The sequence below is a fragment of the Agromyces selenitireducens genome (assembly GCF_052748465.2).
This window is the reverse complement of record NZ_CM188259.1, coordinates 704,023-722,170: the sequence shown is the minus strand read 5'-3', so window position 1 is coordinate 722,170 and position 18,148 is coordinate 704,023. Positions and strand designations below refer to the sequence as shown.

At 71.3% G+C, this 18,148-nt stretch carries 12 protein-coding genes; 3 read left to right on the top strand and 9 right to left on the bottom strand.

Annotation, left to right across the window (positions count from 1 at the left end; genetic code table 11):
- Nucleotides 1-138 precede the first annotated feature (138 nt).
- From ACULK4_RS03360 to ACULK4_RS03350, 3 genes are all read left to right on the top strand, one after another.
- A complete protein-coding gene (locus tag ACULK4_RS03360) occupies nucleotides 139-3,402 on the top strand; it encodes a glycosyl hydrolase (protein ID WP_445965046.1) in 3,264 nt (1,087 codons plus the stop codon).
- Between the two features lie 148 nt (nucleotides 3,403-3,550).
- On the top strand, nucleotides 3,551-4,858 hold the full coding sequence (locus tag ACULK4_RS03355; RefSeq protein WP_445965045.1) for an ABC transporter substrate-binding protein: 1,308 nt from the start codon (nucleotides 3,551-3,553) through the stop codon (nucleotides 4,856-4,858).
- Between the two features lie 88 nt (nucleotides 4,859-4,946).
- The gene (locus ACULK4_RS03350) at nucleotides 4,947-7,100 is read left to right on the top strand and encodes a glycoside hydrolase family 3 N-terminal domain-containing protein (RefSeq protein WP_445965044.1); all 2,154 of its coding nucleotides are present in this window, start codon (nucleotides 4,947-4,949) and stop codon (nucleotides 7,098-7,100) included.
- Here the strand turns inward: ACULK4_RS03350 and ACULK4_RS03345 are convergent.
- Genes ACULK4_RS03345 through ACULK4_RS03305 form a run of 9 tightly spaced genes read right to left on the bottom strand, consistent with a single transcriptional unit; the run spans nucleotide 7,090 to nucleotide 18,148 of the window.
- Nucleotides 7,090-8,067, bottom strand: coding sequence for a Gfo/Idh/MocA family protein (locus ACULK4_RS03345; RefSeq protein WP_445965043.1), 978 nt, complete (start codon nucleotides 8,065-8,067; stop codon nucleotides 7,090-7,092). The two genes, ACULK4_RS03350 and ACULK4_RS03345, sit on opposite strands and share 11 nt — an antisense overlap.
- A gap of 17 nt (nucleotides 8,068-8,084) precedes the next feature.
- The gene (locus tag ACULK4_RS03340; RefSeq protein WP_445965042.1) at nucleotides 8,085-8,210 is read right to left on the bottom strand and encodes a hypothetical protein; all 126 of its coding nucleotides are present in this window, start codon (nucleotides 8,208-8,210) and stop codon (nucleotides 8,085-8,087) included.
- A complete protein-coding gene (locus tag ACULK4_RS03335; protein ID WP_445965041.1) occupies nucleotides 8,152-9,723 on the bottom strand; it encodes a beta-galactosidase in 1,572 nt (523 codons plus the stop codon). The genes ACULK4_RS03340 and ACULK4_RS03335 overlap by 59 nt, the downstream gene beginning before the upstream one ends.
- 58 nt (nucleotides 9,724-9,781) lie before the next feature.
- Nucleotides 9,782-11,257: a family 43 glycosylhydrolase gene (locus tag ACULK4_RS03330; RefSeq protein ID WP_445965040.1), complete on the bottom strand. Its 1,476-nt coding sequence runs from the start codon at nucleotides 11,255-11,257 to the stop codon at nucleotides 9,782-9,784.
- Nucleotides 11,254-12,141: an alpha/beta hydrolase gene (locus ACULK4_RS03325; protein WP_445965039.1), complete on the bottom strand. Its 888-nt coding sequence runs from the start codon at nucleotides 12,139-12,141 to the stop codon at nucleotides 11,254-11,256. The genes ACULK4_RS03330 and ACULK4_RS03325 overlap by 4 nt, the downstream gene beginning before the upstream one ends.
- Before the next feature lie 38 nt (nucleotides 12,142-12,179).
- Nucleotides 12,180-13,655 (bottom strand): C-glycoside deglycosidase beta subunit domain-containing protein, encoded by a 1,476-nt coding sequence (locus tag ACULK4_RS03320; protein WP_445965038.1) that lies wholly within the window; start codon nucleotides 13,653-13,655, stop codon nucleotides 12,180-12,182.
- A gap of 45 nt (nucleotides 13,656-13,700) precedes the next feature.
- Nucleotides 13,701-15,002 carry a C-glycoside deglycosidase beta subunit domain-containing protein gene (locus ACULK4_RS03315; RefSeq protein ID WP_445965037.1) on the bottom strand — a complete coding sequence of 434 codons (1,302 nt, stop codon included), beginning with the start codon at nucleotides 15,000-15,002 and terminating at the stop codon, nucleotides 13,701-13,703.
- Between the two features lie 33 nt (nucleotides 15,003-15,035).
- The gene (locus ACULK4_RS03310) at nucleotides 15,036-16,631 is read right to left on the bottom strand and encodes a GMC oxidoreductase (RefSeq protein WP_445965036.1); all 1,596 of its coding nucleotides are present in this window, start codon (nucleotides 16,629-16,631) and stop codon (nucleotides 15,036-15,038) included.
- Between the two features lie 20 nt (nucleotides 16,632-16,651).
- Nucleotides 16,652-18,148, bottom strand: a complete 1,497-nt coding sequence (locus ACULK4_RS03305) for an MFS transporter (protein ID WP_445965035.1) — start codon at nucleotides 18,146-18,148, stop codon at nucleotides 16,652-16,654.

Genomic DNA, 18,148 nt, shown 5'->3' with positions numbered 1-18,148 from the left:
TCGCGCGCTCTCGAGGCGTGTGGAGCGCTGAGAAAACTCTCCCATGCTTGTGTCGAAAACACACATTAGTCATCCCGATGCCACGTATAAGTGGCCTGCACTGGGAGCCCGGAGCGACGGCTGAAAGGATTCGATCCCATGGACGCGTACGAGTCGACGAGACCGAGCGCGGGCGGGGACGCCCTGTGGGAGGCGTTCGTGGACCCGCCCGACGAGGCCCGGCCGCGCGCGTGGTGGCACTGGATGGACGGCAACGTCGACCCCGTCGGCATCGACCGCGACCTGCGCTGGATGCACGCGACCGGGTTGCGCGGCGCCCAGGTGTTCGACGGCGGCATGGGCGGGTCGCTCGTGGTGCCCTCGGCCGTGCGCCCCGGGACGCCCGACTGGAACGAGGCCGTCGACACCGCCGTCGCCACGGCGAACGAACTCGCCATGGAACTCGCCGTCGCGACGTCGTCCGGATGGAGCGCGTCCGGCGGCCCATGGGTGGCACCGGCCGACGCGATGAAGAAGGTCGTCTGGTCGGAGCGCGACATCACGGGCGGCAGCCCCGTCGACGTCGTCCTGCCGCCGTTGCCCGCGGTTCCGGGCGCCTTCCAGGACTGCCCGCGCTGGGGCGCCGACGGCACGGCGAGCGGGTTCGCCGTCGACTGGTGTGTCCTCGCCTTCCCGGCGGCCGCGTCGCGGACGATCCTCGCCCCGACCTCGGTGCACGCGTCCTCGCCACTCGACGATGTCGCATGCCTCACCGACGGCGCATTCGGCCCCGTCCTGCAGCTCCCCCGGGACCCCGACCATCACTCGTCGGCCTGGATCGAGCAGGAGTTCGACGAGGCGACGACGGTGCGCTCGGTCACCGTCGGCCTCCCCGGACCGCATGGCTTCGGCGCAGCTCCGCCCGCGGACGCCGTGCTCCAGGTGAGCGACGACGGCATCGAGTATCGGGATGTCGCGGTGCTTCCGCCGTCCGCCGTCCCCTCGCGCACGGTCAGCTTCTCGGCCGTGACGGCTCGGCGATTCCGACTGGTCCTGTCGGCCGCGAGTGCCGCGGAGGCCCTGCCCCCCGTCGCGCCCGGCGTGCGGCTCCCGCCCGTGCTGCGGAAGTCCGACGCGTTCCATGTGTCCGAGTTCGCATTGCGTTCGGCAGGACGCGTGCACTTCGCCGAGGCCAAGGCCGGGTTCGGTGTCGTGTCCGACTACCACGCGGTCCCCACGCCGGAGGCAGCCGCCGTCGGTGCGATCGACCCCGCGAGCGTCCTCGACGTGACCGATCACGTCAGCGAGGGCGTGCTGCGATGGACGCCGCCGCCGGGCGAGTGGGCGGTGCTCCGCCTCGGGGGCTCGCTGACCGGGCAGACGAACGGCCCGGCTCCGGCGGATGCCACCGGGCTCGAGGTCGACAAGCTCGACGGCGCGCGCGTGCGGGCCTACCTCGACACGCATCTCGAGCGCTTCGGCGTGGAGCGCGATGGCGCGGCATCCGGCGCGCCTCGGTTCTCGGCCCTGCTCAGCGACAGCATCGAGGCCGGGTCGCAGAACTGGACCGACGCGATGGCCGAGCACCTGCGCCGGCTGCGCGGATACGACCCGACCAGCTGGCTTCCCGCACTGACCGGACTGCTGGTCGGCACCCCTGACGATTCCGACCGGTTCCTGTACGACTACCGGCGCACGATCGCCGAGCTCTACGCCGACGAGTACTACGGCACCCTCGCCGCCGAGGCCCATCGACGAGGCATGGCGTACTACGCCGAAGCGCTCGAGGACGGACGGCCGCAGCTCGGCGACGACCTCGCGATGCGTGCGCCTGCCGACGTGCCGATGGGGGCGATGTGGACGTTCGACCCCGCCGAGGGGCCGCGGCCGACCTACGTCGCAGACCTGAAGGGGGCCGCCTCGGTCGCCCACGTGCACGGTCGCCGCTGGATCGGAGCCGAGGCCTTCACGTCGTTCGACCGCCCGTGGTCGTGGACCCCGCGCACGCTGAAGCACGTCGCCGACCTGCAGCTCGCGCTCGGCGTGACGCGCTTCTGCATCCACACGTCGCCGCACCAGCCGATCGCGGCGCCCGCGCCGGGCATCGCACTGGCGCCGTTCCTCGGTCAGGCGTTCACGGTGCACGAGACGTGGTCGGGCATGGCTCGCGAATGGATGGACTACCTCGCCCGATGCTCGGCGGTGCTCGCAGCCGGCACGGCGGCGGTCGACGTCGCGGTCTTCGTCGGCGAGGAGGCGCCAGTGACCGGACTGTTCGAGCATCGGCTCGACGACGCAGTACCGCCGGGATTCGACTTCGACTACGTCGGGCCGGATGCCCTCCGCGACGTGCTCCGCGTCGAGGCGGACGCGATCCGCTCGAAGGGCGCGTCCTATCGGGCGCTGTACCTGGGCGGGTCGAGCGAGCGGATGACGCTGCCGACGCTGCGCGCGATCGAGCGTCTGCTCGACGCGGGCGCGACCGTGATCGGCACGCGCCCGACCGGCACGCCCTCGCTCGCGGACGACCCCGACGAGTTCGACGCGGCGTGCGAACGGATCTGGAGCACGCAGCGCGCTCGCGGACGCGTCGTCGGCACCTCCGACCTGGCCGACGCCCTTCGGGGACTCGGATGGCGTCCCGCGCTCGAGATCGACGGGACACCGGTGCGGCGGATCGCGCGGGAGATCGACGGGCGACGGGTGACGTTCGTCGCCAATCCCTCGGGCGAGCCCATCGAACTCCGACTTCGGACCCCTGAGCCGGGCACACTCGTCGCATGGGATCCCGTCGAGGTTCGACGCGCGCCGATCGAGCGGCCCCCGGGTGACGACGCCCACGTGATCGCACTCGAGCCGTTCGGATCCGTCTTCGTGGTCGCTTCGCCGGAGCCGCGCGACGACGCCGTCGACGCACCGGCCCGAACCACGACACTGGCGCTCGCGGGAGAGTGGACGATCGAGCTGCCCGGCCGATCAGCGTCATCCGTCTCGCCCGGCCCTCGACTCTGGGCCGACGCCGACGCCGACGCCGACGCAGACGCCGTCGACGGTGGGCGGGGCTTCTCCGGCGTCGGCACGTACCGGATGGAGTTCGACCTGGCCGAACGCCCCACCGCCGATCGTCTCGTGCTCCACCTCGGCACCGTTCGCGACATCGCGCGAGTGCGCCTCAACGACCTCGATTGCGGAGTCGCGTGGACCGAGCCCTTCCGGCTCGACGTCACCGCCGCGGTCCGCCCGGGCCGCAACGTGCTCGAGGTCGACGTGGCGACGCCGTGGCGCAATCGACTCATCGCGGAGGCGGACTCGCCGAGCGGTGGCATCCCCTCCCCGCTGACGACGGTGTTCGAGCCGACCGCGGAGCCGCTTCGGGCCGGTCTCGCGGGCCCCGTGACGCTGATCGCCGAGTGGCACGACTGACGGGGCGCGATCCCGGATCAGTGGGACTATTGCCCCACATAACCGATACTAATGTCAGAATTGTGCGAATGTGTGCCAGTCTGGTTTCACGGCCGAGCGCCGTGCCAGCCCCCAGAGCTGGCGACAACGACGTCACGAAAGGGTCGAAATGCCACAGCACGCACAGCACCCCGCGAACAAGTTCCGGTGGTCGCTCCTCGCCGCTCCCGTCGCGGGAGTCATGGTCCTCGCCGGCTGCGCCGGCGGCGGCGGTTCGGACGACGGCGGCGACAGCGCCGACGGCGGCTCCGCCGACAGCTTCTCGGTCATGGTCGCCCAGGCCAACGACAACGACGACGCCTACGCCCAGCTCCTCGAGCAGTACTCGGAGGAGACCGGCGTCGAGGTCGAGGTCATCCCCTACCCGTCCGACGCGTACAACACGCAGGTCACGACGCAGCTGCAGGGCGGCAACGCGGCCGACGCGATGATCCTCTCCCCCGGCACCGGCCAGCCGATCTCCGTCATCACGCTCGCCGAGGCGGGCTTCCTCGAGCCGGTCGGCGAGACCTCGGTCGGCGTGATCCCCGAGGGCACCGAGTCGCTGTACGAGGTCGACGGCGAGATCTACGCCCAGCCCACCTCACTGCAGCCGGTCGGCCTGGTCTACAACCCGGCGGCGGCCGAGGAGGTCGGCATCGACGAGTTCCCGGCGACGTACGAGGACCTGCTCGAGGCCTGCGCCACGGCGCGCGAGGGCGGCAAGAGCTTCCTCGTGCTCGCCGGCTCCATCCCGTTCAACACCGGCCTGTTCTCGCAGATCCTCTCCGCGACCCGCGTGTACGAGGAGACCCCCGACTGGAACGAGCAGCGCGCGGCCGGTGACGTCACCTTCGCCGACAGCGGATGGCGCGACGCACTCGAGGACTTCGTCGAGCTGAACGAGGCCGGCTGCTTCCAGGACGGCGCCGCGGGCGGCACGTTCGACAACATCACCAACGGCATCGGCGGCGGCTCCTCGCTCGCGGCTCCCGTCCCCGGCTCGGCTGCGAACTCGATCAACGCCGGCGCCGGTCTCGAGACCGACGTGCGCGCGTTCCCGCCGGCCGACGGCCAGGGCGAGTTCACGCTGGCCTCGGCGAACTACGCCTGGGCGATCAACGCCGCGTCCGACGACGACGTGAAGGCCGCCGTGCAGGAGTTCCTCGACTGGGCCGCCGAGCCCGAGCAGGCGAAGTTCTTCGCCGACACCTTCGGCGCCGTGCCGATCGGCGACGCGGCCACCGACGAGCTGCTCCCGATCTACCAGCCGATCGGCGGCCTCCTCGAGTCGGGCGCCTTCACGGGCCTCCCGAACTCGACGTGGCCGAACCCCGCCGTGTACGACGCGCTCGGCGCGGGCGTGCAGGGCCTGCTGACAGGCCAGACGACGGTCGACAGCATCCTCGAGGAGATGGACGCCGCCTGGGACCAGTGACCCGGTCGCACCATCCACTCACCGACAGATCGCCGCTCGGGGCCTCGCGCCCCGGGCGGCGATCCGCGTCCCCGCCGAAGGAGAACCCATGTCCCCGAGCCCCCGCGTCCGAGCCCTGCTCGACGGACTGACCTGGGCCGAGAAGCTCGGCCAGCTCCAGATCGTGTTCCGCCCTCGAGCGGAGGATGCCGCGCAGCTCGTGCGCGACGGCGTCGGCTCGGTGTTCTGGCCGCGGTCGGCCGCGGCGACCAACGCGCTGCAGCGCGTCGCCGTCGAGGAGACCCGGCTCGGCATCCCGCTCCTGGTCGGGCTCGACGTGATCCATGGACAGCGCACCATCGCGCCCGTCCCGCTCGCCCAGGGGGCGAGCTTCGACCGGCGGATGGTGCAGCGCCTCGCGCGCCTCGCGGCGGCCGAGGCACGCTCGGGCGGCGCGAACTGGACGTTCTCCCCCATGCTCGACGTCTCACGCGACCCGCGCTGGGGTCGCGCGGTCGAGGGGTTCGGCGAGGACGTCCATCTCACCGCCGAGTTGGGCCGCGCGATGGTGCGCGGCTACCAGGGCGACTCGCTCGCGGCATCCGATGCCATCGCCGCGACGGCGAAGCACTACGTCGCGTACGGCCAGCCCGAGGGCGGTCGCGACTACGACGCGGCGGATGTCTCCGAACACCGCCTGCGAAACGTGCACCTCGAACCGTTCCGGGCCGTGGTCGAGGAGGGCGCGGCATCCGTCATGGCCTCGTTCAACACGGTGGCGGGGCGTCCGATGCACGCCAACCGGCGACTTCTGAGCGGTGTGCTCAAGGAGGAGTGGGGGTTCGCGGGGGTGGTCGTCGGCGACGCCGACGGCGTGCGGAACCTCATCCCCCACGGCGTCGCGGAGGACCTCGCCCACGCCGTGCGCCTCGCGTACGCGGCCGGCCTGGACGTCGAGATGGGCGGGGCACCCGCCGACCTCGACCCGTCCGAACTCGCCCCGGGGCGGCTCGACCCGGCCCGCGTCGACGACGCGGCCGCGCGCGTGCTCGCCCTCAAGGAGGCGCTCGGACTCTTCGACGACCCGTACGTCTCCGAGGCCGACGAACGCACGGAGCCGACCGCCGAGGCGCGGCGGATGGTGCGCGAGGCGGCCGCCCGGTCGTGCGTGCTGCTGAAGAACGACGGCACGCTGCCGCTGCGCGAACCTCGGCGCGTGCTGCTCACCGGCCCGTACGCCGAGTCGACCGACCACCTCGGCGCGTGGACGCAGTCGTTCGCGGCTCCGGCCCGGAGCATCGCCGACGAGCTCCGCGAGCGGCGCCCGGACGCCGACGTGCGCGTCGTCCCCGGCGTCGGCTTCCTCGACGACGACGCGAACGGCATCGCAGAAGCCGCGGCGGCGGCGCGCGACGTCGACGTGGTGCTGGTCCTGGTCGGCGAGCCGAGCTCACTGTCCGGCGAGGCCGCCTCGCGCAGCGACCTCCGCCTGCCCGGGCTGCAGGCCGACCTCATCCGGGCCATCGCCGCGACGGGCACCCCGTTCGCGGTCGTGCTCGAGAACGGACGCCCGCTCGTCGTCGCCGACTGGATCGACGAGGCGCCGAGCGTGCTCGAGGCGTGGCACGGCGGCACCGAGGCCTCCGCGGGGATCGTCGACGTGCTGCTCGGCGAGGCCGACCCCGCCGGACGCCTGCCGATGTCGTTTCCGCGTTCGGTCGGCCAGGTGCCGGTGTACTACGCGCACGAGCGAACCGGACGCCCGGCGACCACCGGCGGCACGCTCACCGACACGGCCGTCGACGTGGGCCTGCACGGCCCCGACAACGTGCAGGAGAGGTACACCTCGAAGTACCTCGATCTCGAGCTGGGTCCGCAGTTCGCGTTCGGGCACGGGTCGGGCTACGCGAGCTTCGTGCACGGCGAGCCCCTGGTGTCGGCGGCTGAGGTCGGTGCCGGCGAGACCATCGTGCTCTCGCTCGACGTGACGAACACGTCGGCACGCGCGGGCGACGAGGTCGTCCAGGTGTACCTCGAGGACCTCGTCGCGAGCATCGCACCGCCGGTGCGGCGGCTCGTCGCGTTCGAACGGCGCACCCTGGTGCCGGGTGAGACCGGGACGTTCGAGTTCTCGATCGGGCCGGAGCAGCTCGGCTTCCGGCTCGCCGACGGTCGGTCCACGGTCGAGCCGGGAGCCTTCGTGCTGCACGTCGGCGGTGCGCTCGATCGCACCCAGCCCGTGACGCTCACCGTCACCGAGTGATCTGACGCCTGATCTCGTCCAGTGTCGAGTAGATCGCGGCGGTCGCGGCCGCCGTGTGCAGGGGATGCTCGAGCTCACCCGCGCGGATCGCTCCGACGACCGCGCGAAGCATCGGCACGTATCCGTTGCCTTCCCGCTCGACCTCGATGACCTCCTGCCGACGCTGCTCCCACGGGAGAGGGTGGTGGACGGTCAGCTGCGATCCCCACCAGAACCCTCCCGTGATCGTCACGTACGCCTCGGTTCCGCTGACCGCCGCAGAGGGATCGATCCACTCGACCATCGAGCTGGCGCCGTGCGCGAAACGGTCATCCTCATAACCGAGGGAGAACTCCTCGCGCAGGTCGACACCGTCGGGGCGCACCGTCCCCCGTGCGTGGACGGTGTCGGGACGACCGAGAAGCATGTGCGCCAGCGTGACGGGATAGATGCCCTGGTCGAGCAGCGCGCTCCCACCCGGCTTCCACCTGCTGCTGCCATCGCGGGGAAAGGCGGCGCCGAACGCGGCCCTCACGCTGCGCACGTCACCCAGCACGCCCTCGGCGATGCGTTCGGAGAGGCGCGCATACAGGGGATTGAACTTCATCCACATCGCCTCCATCAGGAAGACGCCGGCATCGATTGCGTGCGCCGAGAGCTCGCGGACTTCGCGCTCGTTCATGCCGAGCGGCTTCTCGCAGAGGACGTGCTTCCCGGCTGCGATCGCTTCGGAGGCGATCTCGAAGTGCGTCACGTGGGGCGTCGCGAGGTACACGGCATCGATGTCGGAAGCGAACATCTCGCGCCGGCTCGAGTAGCGCTCGGCGATGCCGAACTCATCCGCCAACGCGTCGGCGCGCTCGACCTGGCGCGAGGCGACCGCACCGACCGTCGCATCCGGCACGAGGGCGAAGTCCGCGACCATCTGGCGGCTGATGGCGCCGGTGCCCACCACGCCCCAGCGCAACGGCCGGTGTTCCGGAGTCATCACCCGCCCCGTTCGTGTCAGAGCCGCACGAGGCGGATGCGGGCCGCGCCGACACGATCGTTCGGCAGGATCATCAGTCGCTCATCACCGTTCAGCACGCGGCCCGGGACGACCTCGCCGTCTTCGACGAGCAGCTCCTGCACCGAATCGATCTCGATCCGGGCATCGGCGGCGAAGTAGTCCAGGGTGAGCTCGCCCGATCACGAGGAAGCCGTCGTCGCCGGTGCCGGCGATCAGCGCGAACGGCCGCGTCTCCCCAGGTGCGGCGATCTGCGCGTGCGGAACCGTCTCGTCGGGCACCGCCAGCTCGGTGTCGGGGATGCTCACGCCGACATCGAGCAGCATCCGCTGAAGCAGCGCGCGTGCCCCGCGCGCCGTGATGTCGATGCCGTCGATGCTCCGGTTCTCGAGCCCGATGCCGGGCTCGAGCACGACTGCTCGGAGGCTGCCTCGGAGGGCCGCCGCTGCGATCTCGTCCTCGAGCCCCGGGATGAAGGTGATCGTGGCCGAGAGCTGCCCGTCGGGATTCGCAGCGTCGAGCCCGTACGCCGACCAGCCGACGGCGCCGTACGCGCCGATCGCGCGGACCAGCTCGGCAGCTCTGAGCTGGGACTCCGGAACGAAGAAGGGCTGGATGCCGGTCGAGTACTGCTTCATCGCCGCGTCGGCATCGCGCACGTAGATGTCCGGTCCGAGGAAGGAGAGCGACGGAGCCGCGGCCCGCCAGACATCGAGCACGGTGGATGCCGGACCCCCGCTCGGGTACTGGCCGGGGGTGTCCTGGCCGGGCTGCGGCCCGAGCCACGCGTTTGCGTACATCGGGATGTCTGCGATCGCCTGGCCGCGAGCCGCGAGGTGCTCGACGTAGGTGGCGATGGCCCAGGCCATGAAGACCTCCTCCGCCGCGGGCGTGTCGCCGAAGACCTGTGACCACGATCCGCTCTCGGCGCTGCCGTTGGCGTCCCAGAGCGATCGGGCGGAGGTGCTGCCCGCCGGCGTCGCGCGCACGTGCGCGACCAGCTCGGACGGTACGGGTGCGGCCCACGCCGCCTCCGCGAGAGCGTTGCGGTCCCGGCTGTCGGAGAGGATTCCGGACTCGTTCTCGACCTGCACCATCACGACCGTGCCGTCGGGATCGGCATCGACGAGGTGCCGGACGAGCGCCTCGAAGGCCTTCGCATCGGCTTCGCGCAGTTCCGGGCTGAAGACCGAGAGCACCGGCTTGGCCGTCGCCCCCTCGTAGGTGAAGGCCTGCATGCCTTTCGGCTCCACCACCGCGCGCGGGAACCGCTCGGGGTTGCCACGCACCCACGTCGGCGCGTAGGTCGACGCCGCGTTCTTGAATGCGCCGAACCACAGCAGCACCAGTCGTAGATCGTTCCTGCGGGCCTCCGCGAGCATGACATCGACGAGCGTGAAGTCGAAGGCACCCTCGGCGGGCTCGCTGATGGCCCAGCTCACGGGCGAGAGCACGACGTTGCTCCCGACGCGGCGGACGTGCGCGAACGAGTCCACGATCGCCTTCGGCGAAGACGAGGCCGAATTGAACACCTGGCCGCCGACGAGCAGCGCCGGCGCGCCGGCGCGGAGGAGCGCGAAGGGCGCCTCGGCCGAGAAGGCCCACGGGCGCGGGGCCGGAGAGACGGTGTCGCTCATGATGCGTCCTGTTCTGCCCGGCGTTCACGCCGGCGCGATCCTGATGGAGGAGGTCCGGTCAGCGCAGCGAGCGGTGATGGAAGTCGCGGAACCGTGCCTCGCCCGTACCCGTCGCGTACAGCGCCGGGCGCAGGCTGAGCAGGTCGCCCACGGTGTTGACGTGATAACCGGAGGTCTCGTAGCGGATGCCGTGGCGGATCCACTCTCCACCCGGGACGCGGTACCAGGCCGTCACGATGTGCTCGTCATTGCGGATGCGGAGCGTCATGCGCTCCCTGGTCGGCGCGGGCTCGCGCCAGTGCGTGCGGACACCGCCCGAATAGCTCAGCATCCGCTCCCCGTCGATTCCCATGCCGCAGAACAGCCGGTTGTTGAAGAAGAGGAGCATGCCGGCTTCGACGCCGGGCTCGACGGTCACGTCGACCTCGATCTCGTACGAGTGGTCGCCGGTCAGCATTGCGAGCGGCGACGTGTCGGCGGGCGAGGTGCCCTTGCCCCGCAGCGCCAGGCCGTCGTCGACCCGTATGCGCTCGGCCTCGCCCCGACCGGGGGCGTGGAAGGTCCAGCGCTTGCCGAGTTCGAGCTGCGAGAAGTCGTCGTCGATGTCCGCCGCAGGGGTCTGGGCGACTGCCCCGACGGGCGCGTCGATCGGTTTGCCGAGGTCGCGGACGACCGCCTCGGGCCAGCCGTCCTCGCCCCAGCGGATGGGCTCGAGCAGGATCTGCCGGCCGAGGGTGCGGTACCCGTTCTCGTATCCGTGCGAGATCATCCACCACTCGTCGTCCGCAGTGCGAGCAGCAGGCCCGGGCACAAGGGTCGCGTGCCCGCGCGACCACCACGCCTCGGACGCGTCCTCGGTGCGGGCGATCGGGTTGCGGGGGTGGTTCTCCCAGGGGCCGTGCACCGACCGCGAGCGCGCGACGATCACCATGTGTCCGGTGGGCGGGCCGGCGGTGCCGCCGACGGCGCTGACCAGGTAGAACCATGGACCGCGACGGAACAACTTCGGACCCTCGAGCGCATACGCCTCGGTGATCCACTCGTCCGGGTACCGCCAGCCGTCGTAGACCTTCTCGAGGTCGCCCACCGTCGACAGCCCGTCGTCAGCGAGCTGGATGCGGCGAACTCCGTTCGTGAACAGGTACCGCGTGCCGTCCTCGCCGACGACATGACCGGGGTCGATCGCCCCGCGGATCCCGAGGTCGATCGGCTCCGACCACGGGCCTGCCATCGCGTCGGCGTGGATCACGAAGATCGAGGCATCCGTCAGCGTCGACCACGGGGTCGGGATGAACGGGATGTAGATGAAGAACCGGCCATCGTGCTCGGCGATGTCGACGGCGAACGTGGTGCCGACCGGGTTCTGCAGGGCCGAGGTCTCGTATGTCCAGGTGACGAGGTCAGTCGAGCGGAACAGCGGGAGACCCGGCGCCGCCTCGAACGACGAGTACGTCAGCCAGTACTCGTCACCGACCTTGATGACCGCCGGGTCGGGTCGGTCGCCCGGCAGGATCGGGTTGGTGAACGTCGTCATGCTCGGGCCCTGATCCACTCTGCGATCGCCTCGACCGTCGGGAACGCGGTCGGGTCGGCGGGTTCATTGATGTGACCGTGATCGGCACCCGACTCCGTGCGCAGGGTCACGTCGATGCCGCCGGCCTCGAGCTGACGCGCGAACGCCTCCCCCGAGGGACGGAGACCGTCCTTCTCGCACACGATGACGAGCGTCGGAGGGAAGCCCTCGACCCGCCCGAGAGCGGCGAACGCGTGCGGGTCGCGCAGGGCCTCCTCCGACCCTGCGAAGTTCAGCGCGAGCTGCCCGTGCGGTGACGCGGGGTCGACCTCGGCTGATGCCTCGGGGTCGTTCGGGTGCACGACGGGGTAGACGAGGACGAGCCCCGCCGGCACCGGCTCGCCGGCGTCCTGCAGCTGCGCGACCGCACCCGCGGTGAGGTTGCCACCCGCGCTCGCGCCGCCCAGCAGGACCGCACCGGCGTCGACCCCGAACAGCTCACCCGCGTGCGTGCGCGCGTGCTCCCACGCCGTGCGCACCTCGTCGGTCGGCTCGGGGAAGTGCACGTCGCCGAGGCACTTGACGTAGTCGACCGACAGCACCGGGATGCCGCGCGCGGCGAGCTCGAGCGCGACCCAGTTCGCCTCGGGCATGTCGAGATGCCCTCCGATGAACGCACCGCCGTGCACCCACACCAGGGCGCGGCCGGATGCCGCCGCCGCGGCATCCCGATACAGCCTCGCCGGGACGAGCCTGCCGTGCGGCCCGTCGATGCGGATGTCGGCGGTCTCCACGGAGGACAAATGCGGGAAGCGGCGCTTCAGCGACGCCGTGTCGATGTCGGTGCGGGGGTCGGCCGGTTCGCCGTGCTCGGCGAGCCAGCGGACGGCATCCGCGATGGGCATGCTCCGGAAGTCCGCACTCTCCGCCCTCCGTGCACTCGTCATGTCGGCTGCACCGCCCGCATGCTCGCCCGGATCAGGTCGTGCTGGCGCCGGACGAGCAGCAGCGGGTCGACCTCGCCGAGCTCGGCGAAGGCGTGGCCCTCCCACTCGCTCGACCAGTAGCCGCGGTACCCGCCCTCGACGAAGACGCGCACGAGCTCGGGGTAGTCGATCGCCGGCTCCTGGCCCTGCTCGTCGATGTCGTAGAACTTGGCGTGCACGTGCAGGATCTGCGGCATGATGTCGGCCCACTCACGCGGGTCGACGTGGCCGTGCATGTTGAACGCGAGGTGCGCGAACGAGCCCAGCCGGCCCGGGTCGAAGTCGCGGCCGCGCAGGTAGCCGATGAACTCCTCCTGGCGCTCCCGCATGGGCGCGTCGGTCGCCCAGATCGCCTGCAGGCGATCGATCGCCGCATCGTCGAGGCCGGCCCGGCGCACTGCGCGCAGCAGCGTCGGCGACATCCGCCGCATGGTCGACGAGAAGTCGGCGACGAAGCCGAGGAGCGGCGAGTCGAGTTCGGCGTACGTCTCGCGCACCTTCATGATCGGCTCGGCGTTCGGGCCCATCGGCGCATGGATCTCGTACCCGAGCCTCAGGTCCAGCTCCTCGGCGACGGGCAGCAGCCGGCGCAGCAGCTCGGGCTTCGCCGACTGGATGCGCACGAGCGGGAAGCCGAGCTTCGCGGCGCCGCGGAAGAGCGTCTCGCTGAACTCGAACTCCTCGTCGGGCGTCATGTCGCGGTCGCGCCGGCGGCCCATGTCGAGGTTCGCGCCGAACGAGCTCGCGTCGAAGCCGTGCCGGTCGAACGCGTCGCGCCACGTGCGCACGAACTCGTCCGAGACGACCGGGTAGGTCGGCAGCACCTGCGAGGCGACGATCTCGATGCCGGGGCCGATGCCGAGCTCGGCAACCCGGTCGAGCAGCCCGGCGAAGTCGTACCAGCCGGCGCGGAACTCGGCGCTCGCGGAGTAGAGCGTGAGGCCGAGCGTGAAGGGGTCGGCGTCCGTCGCGGGCGGCGGAGCCGCGACATCCGTCACCATCGCCGGGGGCGGCGCGTCGCGGTCGGTGACCGTGAGCTCGAGTGTCTGCCGCACGACGTTCGGGACGTACATGCCGGGCCCGCCGTCGGCGCCGGGCGCGATCTGCATGTACGGCAGGCGCAGCTCGCCGAAGATCTCGACCTCGTGGGTCTCGCCGAGCGCGACGGGCTGCTCGCGGGTGGCGATGAGCAGCGGGTGCGCCTGCAGGTACCAGAGCACCTCGCTCTGCTCGGGCAGCTCGTCGAGCGCGTACCGGACGCCGCCGAGCTCGAGCGCGAGGTCCTCGGGTTCGAGCTCCTCGCCGTCGACCGTGAGGCGCAGCGTCGACACCGACGACAGCCACAGGCTGCGGTACCACGGCAGGGTGAGCGAGAGGGCGAGGCCCTCGGGGTGGGTGCGCAGGCTGTCGGCCTGGATGAGTCCGTTCGGCATGGGTCCTGTCCTGTCCTGGGTGGTGCGAGAAGCGGATGCCTCGGCTCAGAGCCCGGCGGCGATCCGGCGGATGAGCGAGTGCTGTCGGCGCACCTGTTCGATGGAGCGCCACGGCTCGCGCTCGCCCTCGTACTCGCTCGAGAGGTAGCCGGTGTACCCGGCGTCCTTCAACGCGCGGAGCACGGGCTCCCACGGGATCTGCTGGTCCTCGAGGTGCTCGTCGATGTCGTGGAACTTCGCCTGGATGAACACGACGTACTCCGCGATGTCGGCGATGTCGGCCGGGTCGACGCCGATGCCGTCGAGGAACGCCGGGCGCTGCCCCGGCAGCTCGCCCGGACGCAGCGGGATCGGGCGGTCCTGGAAGATGCCCGTGTCGAGCAGCAGCCCGAAGTGCTTCGTGCCGGTGCGCTCGATGAGGTCGATGTAGTCGTCGACGACCGGGTGCTTGATCGGCGTCGGCGAGTGGATCTCGGGGCAGATCACGACGTCGAGTTCGGCGGCGAGGTCGAGCGAGCGCTCGACCGACTCGGTCCAGATCGGGTCGGGCACGAGGTCGCCCGACACGACGCCGATCTTCGGCCGCACGAAGCGGAACCCGAGTCGCTTCGCGAGCCTGAGGTCGCGCTGCAGCATGCCCGCGCCCTCCTCGGCGCTGAGCCGCCGCGCGTTCGGTCCGCTGGAGTGCAGGCGCGTGTCGATCCACGAGCCGTAGTTGGTCGGCTCGAGGCCGTACCGGTCGAGCAGTGCGAACCAGCGGTCGGTCCACTCCGTGGTCGGTTCGGGGTAGCCGTCGACGTGGCCCTCGCCGAGGATCTCGACGCCCGTCGCACCGACGTCGGCGACGTGCGCGAGCGCGGTCTCGAGGTCGAGCACGGTGCCGTAGTCGGTCATGTAGCTGTAGAGCGAGACGCCGTACTTGAACGGCCCCCCGTCGCCGTCGGGCGAGAGCGTGATGTGCCGCGTCACCCGATACGTGCTGGGCTGGTGCTCCTCGGGGATGTAGGACATCCGCAGGCGCAGCTCGATCGAGACCTCATGCACGCCCTGCGGGAGCCCGCCCTCGAGCGGCACGGTGACGACCGCGGCCTCCTCGAGCGGCCAGCGCACGCCGTCGGCGTCCCAGAGCTCGGCGAGCGTGGAGGTGCGGCCGCCGAAGGTCCAGAGCGGCACCTCGGGACCGACGTCGACGAGGTCGCCCACCTTCACGGCGATGCCGTCGATGAGGGACGCCGCCATGCCGCGGTAGGACGGCATGCGCACGCGGAGCTGGAAGCCCGTCACGCGGTCGCCGTCGCGGACGTTGCGGAAGCCGGTGGACTGGATGAGGTCTCGCTCGAGCAGCATCGTCGCTCTCTCTCGTGGGTCGGTGTCGTTCGGTCAGGCGGTGACGGATGCCGCGGTGCGGGTCGACAGCTCGTCGACGGCCTTGCGCGCCCCTCGCACCGCGATCGCGACGCTCATGAGCGTCGGGTTCATGGCCGTCGCGGTCGGGATGAGCGCGTTGCCGCCGACGACGAGGCCGTCGATGCCCCACACGCGCGACCACGGGTCGGCCACCGAGGTGCCGTCGTCGGCCGCGCCCATGCGCATCGTGCCCTGGTAGTGCAGGCTCGAACCGTTCGGCATGAGCCGCGGCTCGGCGACGAACGTGCCGAGGGCCTCACCGGCGCGACGCAGGCGCTCGGTTGCGGCCTCGATCTCGGCGAGCTCGCGCTCGGTGAGCTCGTACTCGATCGTCATGTTCGGGAAGCCGCGGTAGTCGGGCTCGCCGTCGTCGAACGTCACGGCGTCCTCGTAGCGCGGGAACTTGCGCATTCCGTAGCCCATGTTCACGTACCCCCAGCGGTTCTTCGCGAGCGGGTGCTCGGGGTCCATCGGGAACGGCGTCGTCTCGGAGTACATGACCTGGAGGGAGTACGGGTGGTGGGGCTCGGAGAACGGGATGCGGTTCACGGCCGCGACCGGGTCGGCGGCGTTGGTCGAACGGCGGGCGAGCTCGGCGTCGAGCTCGTCCTCGGTCGCGTACCGTCCCATGCGCTCCCCGTCGAGCGCGACGGTCGAGATCACGACCGGGTGCTCCGTGAGGTAGTGGCCGAGCGCCTTCGGCCGGATGCCCGACGCCCAGAGCAGCTGCGGCGAGCGGAACGCGTCGGCAGCGACCACCACGAGGTCGGCGGGCACGAACGTGGTCTCCCGGGTGCGCAGGTCCTCGACCGTGACGCCCGTGACGCGGTCGCCGTCGCGCTCGACGCGACGCACGAGCGAGAGGTCGCGCAGCTCGAACCGCTCGGCGAGAGGGTTGCCGGGCTCGATGAGCGGGCCGAGCACGGCGTCGGCGCCGGCCCAGCGCATGGTGCCGTCGGGCTGCGGGTCGCCCGCGACGGGCAGCGTGCTCGGGCCGTAGCCCTCGGGCAGTTCGGCGCTGAACTCCTCGGAGAGCAGCGAACGGATGCCGCGGCCGACGGCCGAGTCCGCGAACGCCGCGCTCTGCGCGTGCAGCAGCCCCTCGGCCGTCCGGATGAGTTCGTCCCACTCGTCGTCGGCGATGAAGTCGACCTTCTCGCTGAACGCCGGGCGCGGGATGGCGCAGGTCCAGTGCGCGCCCTGGCCGCCGACGTTCGTCGCGCCGGCGGCGGCCGGGAAGGTCGGCGCGTGGGCGGAGCCGTCGCCGCCGAAGTCGAAGAGGTGCGTGCCCTGGCGGGCCGTGAACATGCCCTCGACGACGGTCGCGGCGGGGATGCCGAGCGACTCGCGGTGGTCGCCGGCCTGCGGACCCTGCGACATCTCGCGGGCGCGGGCCTTCTCGTCGGGATCGACGATGTTGCGGACGCTCTCGCCGGGCGTTTCGGTCAGCTGCGGGCCCGCCTCGAACATGATGACGCGCGCGTCGGGCAGTCCCTCGAGGAGCAGGCGGGCGTAGGCGGAGCCGATCGGTCCGCTGCCGACGACGGCGATGGTGGGGTGGTGCGACATGTGCGTCTCCTCTTCGAGTCTCACGCGTTGGCGGGTTCGGTTGCAGGTTCGGTGGTGGATGGCGCCGGCTCGTCGGAGAGCCGGCCGGGCGGCAGCAGGATCGCCGCGACGATGCCGATCGCGTAGGTGATCGCGAGCGCGGCGAAGACGGGGACGAACACGGCACCGTAGATGTCGGCGACTTCGGTCTGCACTGCGGGTACGGAACCGTGCACGAGGCTCGGGGTGAGCGATGACGGATCGAGCGAGGCGGGAAGCCGCGCCGCGACCCCGGCCCCGATGACGCCGCCGATCACGGCGGTGCCGAGCGTCGACCCCATCTGGCGCACGAGGTTGGTCGTCGCGGTGATCGTCCCCGTCTCGTTGCGCGGCACGGCGCCCTGCACGACGGCGATGATGAGGCTCATGAACGAGCCCGTCCCGACGCCGACGAAGAACATGACGGCCATGGGCACCCACAGCGGAGTCCCGACGGGCAGGAGCGCCATGACGGACAGGCCGACCGCGGCGAGGCTCGTGCCGAAGATCGTGTACCCGCGGTAGCGGCCGGTGCGGCTCGCGAGCCAACCGGTCGCGAGGTTCGCGACGAGCATGCCGAACACAGTGGCGATCGGTACGAAGCCGGACACCGTCGCACTGGTGCGGTACGCCATCTGGAAGTACGTGGGCAGGTACGCGGTGACCGAGAAGAGGCCGATGCCGATGATCGCCGAGAGTGCGACGCCGGCGGCGACGGTGCGGTCGGCGAAGAAGCCGAGCGGCACGATCGGCTCGGGCGCCCGCACCTCGATCGCGAGGAACGCCGCGAGGCCGATGCAGGCGACGGCGAACGCCACGATCGCAGCGAGCGCCGACTCGGGGTCGCCCATCCAGGTGACCCCGAGCACGAGGGCGACGAGCGCGAACGTGAAGGTCACGGCTCCCGGGTAGTCGAATCGCCGGGGCGCGCCGGTCTCGATGTGCGGCACCGCGAACGCGGCCAGCGCGAGTGCGGCGAGGCCGAAGGGCAGGTTGATCCAGAACACCCACGGCCAGCCCCAGTAGTCGGTGATGAGCCCGCCGAGCACCGGGCCCACGAGGATGGCGATGGGGAAGGCGGCACCGATGATGCTCATGTAGCGAGGTCTCTGCCGAGGGGTGGTGACGTACGCGACGATCGTCTGCGACATCAGCTGCACGCCTGCGGCGCTCATGCCCTGGGCGATGCGAGCGATCACGAGTTGCGTCATGTCCTGGGCGAAGCCGCACGCGAGGGACGCGGCGAGGAACACCGCGACCGAGGTGAGGAACACCAGCCGCGGTCCGACGAGATCGCCGAGCTTGCCGAGTACGGGGTAGAGCGCGGTGCCGGCCAGGGTGTAGCCGACGACGACCCAGCTCATGTGCTCGAGCGCGCCGAGCTCGCCCGCGACGGTGGCGAGCGAGGTCGCGACGATCGTGTGGTCGAGCGCGCCGAGGAAGGCGACGGTCAGGAGGGAGGCGACGAGGATGCGAAGGCGGAATGGTGAGAGCGACAT

Coding starts and splice junctions, on each gene's coding strand:
- ACULK4_RS03325 (WP_445965039.1), bottom strand. CDS start 12,141: ATGCCCATCGCGGATGCCGTCCGCTGGCTCGCCGAGCACGGCGAACCG.
- ACULK4_RS03305 (WP_445965035.1), bottom strand. CDS start 18,148: ATGTCGCTCTCACCATTCCGCCTTCGCATCCTCGTCGCCTCCCTCCTG.
- ACULK4_RS03350 (WP_445965044.1), top strand. CDS start 4,947: ATGTCCCCGAGCCCCCGCGTCCGAGCCCTGCTCGACGGACTGACCTGG.
- ACULK4_RS03355 (WP_445965045.1), top strand. CDS start 3,551: ATGCCACAGCACGCACAGCACCCCGCGAACAAGTTCCGGTGGTCGCTC.
- ACULK4_RS03320 (WP_445965038.1), bottom strand. CDS start 13,655: ATGCCGAACGGACTCATCCAGGCCGACAGCCTGCGCACCCACCCCGAG.
- ACULK4_RS03315 (WP_445965037.1), bottom strand. CDS start 15,002: ATGCTGCTCGAGCGAGACCTCATCCAGTCCACCGGCTTCCGCAACGTC.
- ACULK4_RS03345 (WP_445965043.1), bottom strand. CDS start 8,067: ATGACTCCGGAACACCGGCCGTTGCGCTGGGGCGTGGTGGGCACCGGC.
- ACULK4_RS03330 (WP_445965040.1), bottom strand. CDS start 11,257: ATGACGACGTTCACCAACCCGATCCTGCCGGGCGACCGACCCGACCCG.
- ACULK4_RS03310 (WP_445965036.1), bottom strand. CDS start 16,631: ATGTCGCACCACCCCACCATCGCCGTCGTCGGCAGCGGACCGATCGGC.
- ACULK4_RS03335 (WP_445965041.1), bottom strand. CDS start 9,723: ATGAGCGACACCGTCTCTCCGGCCCCGCGCCCGTGGGCCTTCTCGGCC.
- ACULK4_RS03360 (WP_445965046.1), top strand. CDS start 139: ATGGACGCGTACGAGTCGACGAGACCGAGCGCGGGCGGGGACGCCCTG.